Origin of the sequence: Streptomyces sp. NPDC005017, from assembly GCF_042873115.1 — a bacterium.
Taxonomy (GTDB): domain Bacteria; phylum Actinomycetota; class Actinomycetes; order Streptomycetales; family Streptomycetaceae; genus Streptomyces.
On sequence record NZ_JBIALD010000012.1, the window covers coordinates 162,575 to 175,119 of the forward strand.

Annotated in this window: 9 protein-coding genes; 6 read left to right on the top strand and 3 right to left on the bottom strand. The window is 69.9% G+C overall.

From position 1 onward, the window contains the following. Nucleotides 1-50: 50 nt before the first annotated feature. Complete coding sequence (gene dnaE / locus ACFYR0_RS20190) at nucleotides 51-3,590, bottom strand: DNA polymerase III subunit alpha (protein WP_389329538.1); 3,540 nt, start codon at nucleotides 3,588-3,590, stop codon at nucleotides 51-53. A 257-nt stretch (nucleotides 3,591-3,847) separates the two neighbouring features. Between dnaE and ACFYR0_RS20195 the strand changes: the two genes are divergently transcribed. From ACFYR0_RS20195 to ACFYR0_RS20215, 5 genes are all read left to right on the top strand, one after another. Beyond that, nucleotides 3,848-5,170: a DUF2252 domain-containing protein gene (locus ACFYR0_RS20195; protein WP_389329540.1), complete on the top strand. Its 1,323-nt coding sequence runs from the start codon at nucleotides 3,848-3,850 to the stop codon at nucleotides 5,168-5,170. 106 nt (nucleotides 5,171-5,276) lie between these two features. Then, the gene (locus tag ACFYR0_RS20200) at nucleotides 5,277-5,960 is read left to right on the top strand and encodes a hypothetical protein (RefSeq protein WP_389329542.1); all 684 of its coding nucleotides are present in this window, start codon (nucleotides 5,277-5,279) and stop codon (nucleotides 5,958-5,960) included. An 89-nt stretch (nucleotides 5,961-6,049) separates the two neighbouring features. Further along, nucleotides 6,050-6,850, top strand: coding sequence for a DsbA family protein (locus ACFYR0_RS20205; protein WP_389329545.1), 801 nt, complete (start codon nucleotides 6,050-6,052; stop codon nucleotides 6,848-6,850). Between the two features lie 179 nt (nucleotides 6,851-7,029). Then, entirely contained in the window at nucleotides 7,030-8,691 is a 1,662-nt protein-coding gene (locus ACFYR0_RS20210; protein WP_389329548.1) for an alkaline phosphatase D family protein, read from the top strand. Nucleotides 8,692-9,008: 317 nt separating this feature from the next. Next, a complete protein-coding gene (locus tag ACFYR0_RS20215; protein WP_389329551.1) occupies nucleotides 9,009-9,995 on the top strand; it encodes a zinc metalloprotease in 987 nt (328 codons plus the stop codon). A gap of 24 nt (nucleotides 9,996-10,019) precedes the next feature. On the opposite strand, the gene ACFYR0_RS20220 is transcribed toward ACFYR0_RS20215, so the two are convergent. Further along, on the bottom strand, nucleotides 10,020-10,589 hold the full coding sequence (locus ACFYR0_RS20220; RefSeq protein WP_389329554.1) for a dienelactone hydrolase family protein: 570 nt from the start codon (nucleotides 10,587-10,589) through the stop codon (nucleotides 10,020-10,022). A gap of 29 nt (nucleotides 10,590-10,618) precedes the next feature. Between ACFYR0_RS20220 and ACFYR0_RS20225 the strand changes: the two genes are divergently transcribed. Next, a complete protein-coding gene (locus ACFYR0_RS20225; protein ID WP_389329557.1) occupies nucleotides 10,619-11,719 on the top strand; it encodes a mechanosensitive ion channel family protein in 1,101 nt (366 codons plus the stop codon). A 27-nt stretch (nucleotides 11,720-11,746) separates the two neighbouring features. Here ACFYR0_RS20225 and ACFYR0_RS20230 read toward each other — a convergent pair whose 3' ends face one another. Next, nucleotides 11,747-12,487 (bottom strand): SDR family NAD(P)-dependent oxidoreductase, encoded by a 741-nt coding sequence (locus ACFYR0_RS20230; RefSeq protein ID WP_389329560.1) that lies wholly within the window; start codon nucleotides 12,485-12,487, stop codon nucleotides 11,747-11,749. Nucleotides 12,488-12,545 lie beyond the last annotated feature (58 nt).

Genomic DNA, 12,545 nt, shown 5'->3' on the forward strand with positions numbered 1-12,545 from the left:
CCGTCCGTACGTCCGTCGCCCGGGCCGGCCGGCCCGTCGCCGGGTACCGGTCAGCCGGCCAGACAGGACGGGCCGAGCAGCACCTTGAGATCGCCGAACAGCGCCGGGTCGGGCTTGACCCGGTGCCGGTCCAGCCGCAGCACGGTCGTCCTGGTCGGCCCCTGGAGCTTGATGCGGACCTCGCTGTCACCCTTGTGGTGGCTGAGGATCTCGCCGAGTCGGCTGATCATCGGCGGGGTGACCTTCATGGCCGGGATGGTGAGGACCACGGGCGCGTTGGTGCCCGCCGTCGACAGGTCGGGGACCATCAGCTCCATGGCGACCAGCCGCGGCACGTCCTCGCGCTTGTCGAGGCGGCCCTTGACGAACACCACCGCGTCCTCGACGAGTTGGGTCGACACCAGCTGGTAGGTCGCCGGGAAGAACATGCACTCGATGGAACCGGCCAGGTCCTCGACGGTGGCGATCGCCCAGGCGTTGCCCTGCTTGGTCATCTTGCGCTGGAGGCCGGAGATGATGCCGCCGATGGTGACGACCGCCCCGTCCGCGTGCTCACCGCCGGTGAGCTGGGCGATGCCCGCGTCGGCCTTGTCGGACAGCACGTGCTCCAGGCCGAACAGCGGGTGGTCGGAGACGTAGAGACCGAGCATCTCCCGCTCCTGGGCGAGCAGATAGGTCTTGTCCCACTCGTCGGGGGAGAACTCCACGTCCAGCCCGAAGCCCGGCTCGCTGCTGCTCTCCTCGCCCATGCCGCCGAAGAGGTCGAACTGGCCTTCGGCCTCCTTGCGCTTGACCGCGACCACGTTGTCGATCATCGGCTCGTACTGCGCGGTCAGGCCCTTGCGGGTGTGCCCCATGGTGTCGAAGGCGCCGGCCTTGATCAGCGACTCCGTGGTGCGCTTGTTGCAGACGACCGCGTCGACCTTGTCGAGGTAGTCGGGGAAGGAGGCGTACTTCCCCTTGGCCTTGCGGCACTTGATGATCGACTCCACGACGTTGGTGCCGACGTTGCGCACGGCGGACAGGCCGAAGAGGATCACGTCGTCGCCCTGGGCGGCGAAGTTGGACTCGGACTCGTTGACGTTCGGCGGGAGCACCCGGATGCCCATGCGGCGGCACTCGTTGAGGTAGACGGCCGACTTGTCCTTGTCGTCCTTCACCGAGGTCAGCAGCCCCGCCATGTACTCGGCCGGGTAGTTCGCCTTCAGGTAGGCGGTCCAGTACGAGACCAGGCCGTACGCGGCGGAGTGCGCCTTGTTGAAGGCGTAGCCGGCGAACGGGACCAGCACGTCCCACAGGGCCTGGATGGCCTCGTCGCTGTAGCCGTTCTTGCGGGCGCCGGCCTGGAAGATGACGAAGTTCTTCTCCAGCTCCTCGGGCTTCTTCTTGCCCATCACCCGGCGGAGGATGTCGGCCTCGCCGAGCGAGTAGCCCGCGATGATCTGGGCGGCCTTCTGCACCTGCTCCTGGTAGACGATCAGGCCGTAGGTGACCGCGAGGACCTCTTCGAGAGGCGCCTCCAGCTCCTTGTGGATCGGCGTGATCTCCTGCTGCTTGTTCTTGCGCAGCGCGTAGTTCGTGTGCGAGTTCATGCCCATCGGGCCCGGCCGGTACAGGGCCGAGACGGCGGAGATGTCCTCGAAGTTGTCGGGCTTCATCAGCCGCAGCAGGGACCGCATCGGTCCGCCGTCGAACTGGAAGACGCCGAGGGTGTCGCCGCGCTGGAGCAGTTCGAAGGTCTTCGGGTCGTCCAGGGGCAGGCTCAGCAGGTCCAGCTCGACGCCCTTGTTGGCCTTCACCATCTTGACGGCGTCGTCCATGATGGTCAGGTTCCGCAGGCCGAGGAAGTCCATCTTCAGCAGGCCGAGCGACTCGCACTGCGGGTAGTCCCACTGCGTGATGGTCACGCCGTCGGTGTGCCGCACCCAGATCGGGGCGTGCTCGACGATCGGCTCGCTGGACATGATCACGCCGGCCGCGTGCACACCCATCTGCCGGACCAGGCCCTCCACACCGCGCGCGGTGTCGATGACCTTCTTGACGTCCGGCTCGTTCTCGTACATCGCCCGGATCTCGCCGGCCTCGGAGTACCGGGGGTGCTGCGGGTCGGTGATGCCGGAGAGCGGGATGCCCTTGCCGAGGACGTCTGGCGGCATGGCCTTGGTGAGGCGGTCGCCCATCGCGTACGGGTAGCCCAGCACGCGCGCGGAGTCCTTGATGGCGTTCTTGGCCTTGATCTTGCCGTAGGTGCCGATCATGGCGACCTTGTCGGAGCCGTACTTCTCCGTCACGTACCGGATCACCTCGACGCGCCGGCGCTCGTCGAAGTCGATGTCGACGTCGGGCATCGAGATGCGCTCGGGGTTGAGGAAGCGCTCGAAGATCAGTCCGTGCGGGATCGGATCGAGGTCGGTGATGCCGAGGGCGTAGGCGACGATCGAGCCGGCCGCGGAGCCGCGGCCGGGGCCGACCGCGATGCCCTGTTTCTTGGCCCACATGATGAAGTCGGCGACCACGAGGAAGTAGCCCGGGAAGCCCATCGAGATGATGGTGTCCATCTCGTACTCGACCTGCTTGAGGCGGTCCTCCGGGATGCCGCCGGGGAAGCGGCGCTCCATGCCGCGCATGGTCTCCTCGCGGAACCAGCTGACCTCGGTGTAGCCCTCGGGGATGTCGAACTTCGGCATGAGGTTCTTCTCGACGAACATGCCGGTGGTGTCGATCTGCTCGGCCACCAGGAGGGTGTTGCGGCAGCCCTCCTGCCAGGCGTCCGAGGAGTCGACGGCGTACATCTCGTCCGTGGACTTCAGGTAGTAGCCGGTGCCGTCGAACTTGAAGCGGTCCGGGTCGGAGAGGTTCTTGCCGGTCTGGATGCACAGCAGCGCGTCGTGCGCGGTCGCCTCGTGGGCGTAGGTGTAGTGCGAGTCGTTGGTGACCAGCGGCGGGATGCCGAGCTTCTTGCCGATCTCCAGCAGGCCGTCACGGACCCGGCGCTCGATCTCGATGCCGTGGTCCATCAGTTCCAGGAAGTAGCGGTCCTTGCCGAAGATGTCCTGGTACTCGGCGGCCGACTTCAGGGCCTCGTCGAACTGGCCGAGACGCAGCCGGGTCTGGAGTTCGCCGGAGGGGCAGCCGGTGGAGGCGATGAGCCCCTCGGACCACTGGGAGATGGTCTCCTTGTCCATCCGGGGCCACTTCTGGAGCCAGCCCTCGGCGTAGGCGTCGGAGGAGAGCTTGAAGAGGTTGTGCAGCCCGGTGGAGTTCGCCGCCCAGATCGTCTTGTGGGTGTAACCGCCGGAACCGGAGACGTCGTCGCGCTTCTGGTGCGGCTGGCCCCACTGGATCTTGCGCTTGTTGCGGCGGGACTCGGGCGCGACGTAGGCCTCGATGCCGATGATCGGCGTGACCCCCGCCTTCTTGGCCGTGTGGAAGAAGTCGTAGGCGCCGTGCAGGTTGCCGTGGTCGGACATGGCGATGTGCGTCATGCCCATCTCGTTGCACGCGTCGAACATGTCCTTCAGCCGCGCGGCACCGTCCAGCAACGAGTACTGGGTGTGGACGTGCAGGTGCGTGAACGGCGGCTTCGACACGGCGCGGCCTCCAAGGAAAACGTTCGACGATCAGGATGCGGACGGTCTGGGGGGACAGCGTCGAAGTCTATGCCCGACCACTGACACCGGAGATAATCGCCGCGGCGCGAAGCGCCTCGATGAGGGGTGGTGGCCGGGCGATGGCGGGCACCTACGCGTACCTTCATGCGTTGGAAGTGGGCGGGGGGCGTCCCGAGGGACGAACGTCACACCTGCCCCATACGTCACGCACCATCTGCACCAGGAGGCATCCAGCGATGTCGGTTCCCCAGCTCGACGTGGAGCGCAGGGGCGAGGAGATCCTCGCCGTCTTCGACACCGCCTTCGGCGAACTGCTGGCCGCCGACCCGGCCGCGTTCCGGGTGAAGTTCCGCAAGATGGCGGCCTCGGCGTTCGCGTTCTACCGGGGGACGGCCTGCCTCTTCTACCACGACCTGGGCTCGGGGGACGGCGGCCCCTACGTGGACGACCGCACCTCGCGCGTGTGGATCCACGGCGACCTGCACGCCGAGAACTTCGGCACGTACATGGACTCCACGGGCCGGCTGATCTTCAACGTCAACGACTTCGACGAGGCCTACGTCGGTCCCTTCACCTGGGACCTGAAGCGCTTCGCGGCCTCCGTCGCGCTGATCGGCTACGCCAAGGCCCTCAGCGACGAGCAGATCACCGAGATGGTGGGGATCTACGCGGGCGCGTACCGCGAGCGGGTCCACGAACTGGCGGCCGGCGCCAAGACCGACGACGTGCCGCCGTTCACCCTGGACACGGCCACCGGACCGCTGCTCGGCGCCCTCCGCGACGCCCGTTCGCTGACCCGCTTCGGGCTGCTGGACTCGATGACGGAGATCCGCGACTTCGAGCGCCGTTTCGCGCCCGGCGGCGGCTCCATCGAGCTGGACGCGGCGACCCGCTACAAGGTGCTGGCGGCCTTCGACGGCTATCTGGAGACGCTGCCCGATACCTCGCTGGCCCGCCCCGACTCCTACCGCGTGAAGGACGTCGTCGGCCGCCGCGGCATCGGCATCGGCTCGGCCGGCCTGCCCTCGTACAACATCCTGCTGGAGGGCCACAGCGACGCCCTGGAGAACGACGTGGTGATCTACGTCAAGCAGGCCCAGACCCCGGCGGTCTCCCGGCACATCACCGACCCGGCGATCCGCGAGTACTTCCGGCACGAGGGCCACCGCACGGTGATCTCCCAGCGCGCCCTCCAGGCCCACGCCGACCCGTGGCTGGGCTGGACCGAGCTGGACGGCGCGGGCCAGCTGGTCGCCGAGGTCTCGCCGTACGCCGTGGACCTGGACTGGGGCGACATCGACGACCCGGAGGAGATCGCGGCCGTCGTGGCCGACCTCGGCCGGGCGACCGCCTCGATGCACTCCGCCGCCGACGACACCTCCGGCGAGTCGCTGGTGCCGTTCTCCACCGAGCGGGCCATCGACGCGGCGATCGCGGCCGACGAGGAGGGCTTCGCCCCGCTGCTGGTGGACTTCGCGCACAGCTACGGCGCACGCGCGCGTGCCGACCACCAGATCTTCGTCGACCTGTTCCGCAACGGCCGTATCCCAGGTCTGTGACCCCGTCGCCCGGCGGCCCGTCGGGCCTGCGGAATCCCGCCCCGGCGAATCTCACAGGGAACCTTTAAGGGTCCCTTATCCGGGCGCATGCCACACTTCGTAGGCGATGGACATATCCGGAACCCAGCTCAGAGCCGTGCGCGCGGTGCTGTTCACGGCGGTGGTCGTGACCCTCAGCACCGCGTCGCACGTGCTGCTGTCCGGGGTTCCGCTGCCGGTGGGCACGGTCGCGGTGGTCACCGCCGCCGTGTTCGCCGTGGCCTACGCGCTGGCGGGCGCCGAGCGCGGCTTCGGGCGGATCACCGCCCTGCTGATCCCTCTGGAGCTGGCCGCCGACACGGTCTTCACCACCGGCCAGCACACCTGTTACGGCCAGGCCGGCGGCCCGGTGGCGGGTCCGCTGCGCTCGGTCGGCCTGGATCTGCTGTGCGCCGGCCAGGTGGGCGGCCCGCTCGCCCGTGTGACCGGCGGGGAGCGGACGGCCTTCCTGCTCGGGCAGGCCGGTCCGGCCATCGCCTGGCTGCTGCTGGGCGCCCATGTCGGTGTCGGACTGCTGGCCGCCCTCTGGCTGCGGCGCGGCGAGCGCGCCCTGGTCCAGCTGATGCGGGCCGCCGGCGCCACCACCTTCCGGCCGCTGCTGCTCGCGGTCGCCGCGGTCGCCGTACGGCGCACCCCGGCCCGCCCCCGGCCGCCCCGCCCGCTGCGCCGCACCGCGCCGGTGCGCGATCTGCTGCTCTCGCACTCCCTGGGACGCCGGGGACCGCCCTGCTCCGCCGCCCGCGCCGTCTGACGACGGCCCGGCCGCACCCGAGCACAGGCAGTCCCCCACACCCGTATCCCGCGTACGACACGTGCGCGTCCCACAGGGAGATCATCAGCATGAGCAAGCGGAACAGCCAGGCGGCGAAGTCGGCGGCCCGGGAACGGCTGCGCGTGGAGCGCGAGCGCGAGGCGAGGAAGGCCAAGGCCAGGCGTCAGCTCGTGGTGGCCGGCACGGTCGTCGGGGTGCTGGCCGCGGCCGGCGGCATCGGCTTCGCGGTCGTCCAGGCCAATGAGCCCGGCAAGTGGGAGGAGGCCGCGAAGGCGACCGTCGTCGCCCCGGCCAACACCTCCGGCGAGAACGGCACCACGCTCGTCATCGGCGACTCCAAGTCCGACAACGTGGTCCACCTCTACGAGGACCCGCGCTGCCCGGCCTGCGCGAGCTTCGAGCAGACCGTCGGCGAGACGGTCAACAAGGGCATGACGGACGGCGACTACAAGCTGTCCCTCACCATCGGCACCTTCCTGGACGGCAACCTCGGCGGCGAGGGCTCCAAGAACGCCCTGAGCGCACTCGGCGCCGCGCTGAACGTCAGCCCCGAGGCGTTCCTGGACTACAAGGCCGCGCTGTACTCGGCCGAGTACCATCCCGAGGAGTCCACCGACGACCTCGCCGACGACAGCTACCTGATCAAGGTCGCGGACACGGTCGACGCCCTGAAGAACAACGAGAAGTTCCAGGACGCCGTCGAGGCGGGCACCTACGACGCCTGGGCGATGAAGATGAGCAAGGCGTTCGACGACTCCGAGGGCGTCGAGTCCACGCCCACGGTCAAGATCAACGACAAGACGATCGAGAACCCGAAGACGGTCGCCGAGTGGCAGACGGCCCTGAAGGACGCGGGCGTCACCAAGTAGGCGTGCGGGAGCACCGGGCGCCTCCCGCACGGAACGCGGCACCGGGCATGTAACAGCACGTCAGACGGCGGGCGTCGGGAAACGGACAGCCGAAGAGCGGGCGAACTCTTGGGAGTTCGCCCGCTCTTGCCGTGCCGATGGCTTACCCACGGGCCTACCGCTCAGTAATCTGATCGCCCGTGACCAGTCGCAACAGATCTCACATAGGCAGCAACCTGCCCGCTCCGCGCCGCCGTTCGGTCGTCAAGGCCGCCGCCGCCGGAGCCGTACTCGCCGCCCCGCTGACCGCCGCGCTACCCGCGCGCGCCGCCGGATCGGCCCCCGCCTTCCTGCACGGCGTCGCCTCCGGCGACCCGCTGCCCGACGGCATCCTGCTGTGGACCCGGGTGACCCCGGACCCCGAGGCGGTCCCCGGCTCCGGGCTCGGCGCCGACACCACGGTGAGCTGGGTCGTCGCCACCGACAAGGCGCTCACCCAGGTCGTCGGCCGGGGCTCCACCACGGCCACCGCCGCCACCGACCACACGGTCAAGGCGGACATCCGCGGACTCGCGCCCGCCACGGACTACTTCTTCCGCTTCTCCGCGGGCGGCACCGACTCGCCCGTGGCCCGTACCCGCACCGCGCCCGCCCCCGACGCGGCCGTGGCGAACCTCCGCTTCGGCGTGGTCTCCTGCGCCAACTGGGAGGCCGGCCACTTCTCCGCCTACCGCCATCTCGCCGACCGCGGCGACCTGGACGCCTGGCTGCACCTCGGCGACTACATCTACGAGTACGGCAGCGGCCAGTACGGCACCCGTGACACCGTCGTACGGCCGCACGCCCCCGCGCACGAGATCCTCACCCTGGCGGACTACCGGATCCGGCACGGCCGTTACAAGACCGACCCCGACCTCCAGGCCCTGCACTCCAAGGCGCCGGTCGTGGCGATCTGGGACGACCACGAGATCGCCAACGACGCCTGGTCGGGCGGCGCGGAGAACCACACCGAGGGCGCCGAGGGCGCCTACGCGAACCGTCAGGCGGCCGCCAAGCAGGCCTACTTCGAGTGGATGCCGGTGCGTCCGGCGATCGCCGGCACCACCTACCGCCGGCTGCGCTTCGGAAAGCTCGCCGACCTCTCGCTGCTGGACCTGCGCTCGTTCCGCGACCAGCAGATCAAGCTGGGCAACGGCCAGGTGGACGACCCGGACCGCACGCTCACCGGCCGGGCCCAGCTGGACTGGCTGAAGGCGGGCCTGAAGTCCTCGGACACCACCTGGCGGCTGGTCGGCAACTCGGTGATGATCTCGCCGTTCGCCATCGGCTCGCTCACCGCCGACCTGCTCAAGCCGCTCGCCGAGCTGCTGGGCCTGCCCAAGGAGGGCCTGGCCCTCAACACCGACCAGTGGGACGGCTACACGGACGACCGCCGCGAGCTGCTGGCGCATCTGCGGTCCAACGCCATCCGCAACACCGTCTTCCTCACCGGCGACATCCACATGGCCTGGGCGAACGACGTCCCGGTGAACGCGGGCACGTACCCGCTGTCGGCCTCGGCCGCCACGGAGTTCGTGGTCACCTCCGTGACCTCCGACAACCTCGACGACCTGGTGAAGGTCCCCGAGGGCACGGTGTCGGCCGTCGCCGCGCCGCTGATCCGCGCCGCCAACCGGCATGTCCACTGGGTCGACACCGACCGCCACGGCTACGGCGTCCTGGACATCACCGCCGACCGGGCGCAGATGGACTACTACGTCCTGTCCGACCGGACGAAGGCGGACGCGACCTCGTCGTGGGCGCGCTCCTACCGCACCCGCAGCGGCACCCAGAAGGTCGAGCGGACCTACTCACCGGTGTGAGCCGGACAGTGAGCGACGATTTTCAGCCAAACCCGGTGTGCTACTGAACCGTTAAGGCGAGATCACGTCGCTACGGCGGGTGGTGTGAGCCGTGGTCCTTTTCCGGACACACCACCCGCGCAGGTCACCGCTCTCGTTACATCCGGGTACCGAACTCCGGACGCGGCGATCGTTCACTTACCCAATCCTCCCTGTTCGCCGGGAATTTGATAGGGCCTGAACTCTCCTCTTGCCAGGTCGGCATGTCCACGTAATCTCCGGGCGGCGGTCAGGAAGATCCCTGGCTCAACCAACTCCCCACCCCACCTGGAGTCAGCATGCGTGCGTTCGCCCGGATATCCCCCCACATGCGCAGACGCCTCATCGGCAGTGCCGCCGTGGCCGGAACCCTGCTCCTCACCCCGCTGTCGGCACCCACCAGTGTCGCCGCGGCCGGCACGACCGGCGCCGAGTGCGCCGAGGACTCCGCCCCCGCGGCCGCCCGTGAGGCCAGGCCCGGCGCGGGCCAGACGGTCGCCGAGCCCAACGAGGTCACCGCCGCCAAGGCCCAGGCCATGGACGCCGACCTCCAGAAGCGCCTCGACAGGCTGCGTACGAGCGGCAAGCGCGTCACGGCCGCCGCCGCGGCCACCACCGTCCCGGTCTACTTCCACGTCATCCACAGCGGCACGGCCGGCAAGCTCTCCGCCACCGCCGTCAACGCCCAGATGAACGTGCTGAACGCGGCCTACGCCGGCCAGGGCACCGGAAACGTCGACTCCGGCTACCAGTTCACGCTGGCCGCGACCGACTACACGGACAACGCGGCCTGGTACAACCTCAGCTCCGGCTCGACCGCGGAGAAGGCGATGAAGACCGCCCTGCGCAAGGGCGGCGCGAACGCGCTCAACATCTACACCGCCAACCTCGGCGGCGGCCTGCTGGGCTGGGCCACCTTCCCCAGCTCCTACAACTCCAGCCCCTCCATGGACGGCGTGGTCCTGCTGGACACCTCGCTGCCGGGCGGCTCGGCCGCCAACTACAACGAGGGCGACACGGCGACCCACGAGGTCGGCCACTGGATGGGCCTCTACCACACCTTCCAGGGCGGCTGTAACGGCAACGGCGACTACGTCACCGACACCCCGGCCGAGAAGAGCGCCGCGTACCAGTGCCCCACCGGCCGTGACACATGCACCAACAAGACCGGTGTGGACCCCATCCACAACTTCATGGACTACACGTACGACAACTGCATGTACCAGTTCACCGCCGGCCAGGTGACCCGCATGCAGCAGAACTGGGCCGCGTACCGCGCGGGCTGAACCGGCTGAGGTGACCCGGCGGGACTACAGCGAGCCGAGGAAGCCGAGCGCCACCCGCCAGGTGGCCTCGGCGGCCTCGGCGTCGTAGTCCGGCAGACCGGGGTCGGTGTACAGGTGACCGGCCCCGACGTAGCGGTAGACCTCCACGTCGGCGCCGGTGCGGCCCATCTGGAGGTACCAGGAGCTCAGCCAGTCGTCCGTCTCGAACGGGTCGGGCTCCGCGACGTGCAGCTGCACCGGCAGCTCGTCCGCCGTGACGTTCGGCGCGATGTCCGAGGTGCCGTGCAGGAGCAGCAGACCGCGCGCCTTGTCGTCGCCGAGACACAGGGTCTGCGCGAGGGACGCGCCCAGCGAGAACCCGGCGTACACCAGCCCGCGCTCCGAGTACGGCGCGGCCGCCAGCACGGCCCGCCTGAGCAGTTCGTCCTTGCCGATCTCGTCCTTGCAGTCCATGCCCTCCTCGACCGTCTCGAAGGTGCGGCCGTCGAACAGATCGGGCGACCACACCTCGTGACCGGCCGCGCGCAGCCGGTCGGCCGCGTCGCGCACCGCGGGCCTCAGGCCGTAGGCGGAGTGAAAGAGCATGATGTTCATGAGGCCATCGTGCCAGTACGGTCGGGGGCATGGAGAACGTACTGCGCCCGGTGATCGTCATCGGCGGCTCGGTCGTCCTCACGCTGCTCATCGGCTGGGCGACGGACCGACTGCTGAGCAAGGCGGACCGCCGGCACAGCGAGACCCCCCTGTGGGGTCTGCTGCGCCGTGCCCGTGTCCCTTATCAGCTCGTGCTGTGCACGGCCCTGTTGAGAGGGTCGTACGACGAGGCGGAACTGCTGGAGGCCAACGAGGTCGGTATCGGCCGCATCCTGACCCTGACCCTGATCGGCTCGTCCGCCTGGCTGGTGATCCGGATCGCCGGCGCCGTGGTGGAGACGACGTACAGCCGCTACGCCCGCGCGAGCCACGACGCGGCCCGGGTCCGGCGGGTGCGGACCCAGGTGACGCTGATCACACGTGTGGTCGCGGCGATCGTCGGTGTGATGGCCGTGGCCGCGATGCTGCTGACCTTCCCGGCGATGCGCGCGGCCGGCGCCTCGCTGCTTGCCTCGGCCGGGATCATCGGCATCGTCGCCGGTGTGGCCGCCCAGTCCACGCTGAGCAACATGTTCGCCGGGCTCCAGATCGCCTTCGGCGACATGGTGCGCATCGGCGACACGGTCGTGGTGGACGGCGAGTGGGGCACGGTCGAGGAGATCACGCTGACCTTCCTGACCGTGCGGACCTGGGACGAGCGCCGGATCACCATGCCGGTGTCGTACTTCACGTCCAAACCGTTCGAGAACTGGTCGCGGGGCACCCCGCAGATGACCGGCATCGTCTACTGGCACCTGGACCACTCGGCACCGCTGGAGGCGATGCGCGAGAAGCTGCGGGACATCCTGCGCGAGTGCCCCTCCTGGGACGGCCGCACCTACACCCTGGACGTCACCGACACCACGCCCAACACCATGGAGGTGCGGGCGCTGATGACGGCGAAGGACGCCGACGACGTCTGGACGGTACGGGTCACGGTGCGCGAGCGGATGATCCGCTGGCTGGTCCTGGAACACCCGTACGCGCTGCCGCGGGTGAACACCGCCGACGCGACGCTGCCCGGTTCCCGGGCGTCCCTCGACGGCGGCAACCGCCGAGCGGTCGCGGACCCGCGTCCGGACCGGGGCTGAAGCGGCCCGGACGCCGCTGGCGTCCGGTCAGTGGCCGCGTTCGGCGCCGCCGTTGACCTGCACGATCTGGGAGGTGATGTGCCCGGCGCCCGGGGACGCGAGCCAGTGCAGGGTCGCGGCGACGTCCCCGGGCTCCCCGGCCCGCCCGGTGACCGTCTCCGCGACCAGCCGCTCCCGGCGGGCCGTCTCGACGGGCCCGCCGAAGAACCCGGTGTCCTCGACGAAGCCGGGGGCGACCGCGTTCACGGTGATCCCGCGCGGGCCCAACTGCCGGGCCAGGTCGTGCAGATAGGGATGCAGGGCGGCCTTGGAGGCGGCGTAGGCCCCGCTCCCCGAGCCGCGGAAGGCGGCGATGGAGCTGAGGAACAGCACCCGCCCGCCGGGCTCGGCGAGCCGCTCCTTGAGCGCCTCGGTGAGCAGTACGGCGGTCAGGACGTTCAGCCGGAAGTTCACGGTCCAGTCGTGCAGGACGGCGTCCAGCGGGTCGCCGCCCGGCGGGCCGGGCTCCAGGCCGCCGTTGCCGCCCGCGCTGTGCACGAGGACGTCGACGGTCCCGATCTCCTGCCGCACGAACTCCGCGACCCGCCGCACGTCGCCGGGCTCGGCCAGATCGGCCGCGCAGTGCAGCGCCCCCGGCACCCCGGCCTTCTCCAGCACCTCGGCGCGCCGCCCGAGCAGCACCACCCGGTCCCCATCGGCAGCGAACACCCGCGCGGCGGCGAGCCCGATCCCCGTTCCCCCACCGCTGATCACCACGTTCCGACTCATGATCACACCCTACGGTTCGGACCACCGCGGCGGAGGCAAGCGCCCACCGGGCGAAGGA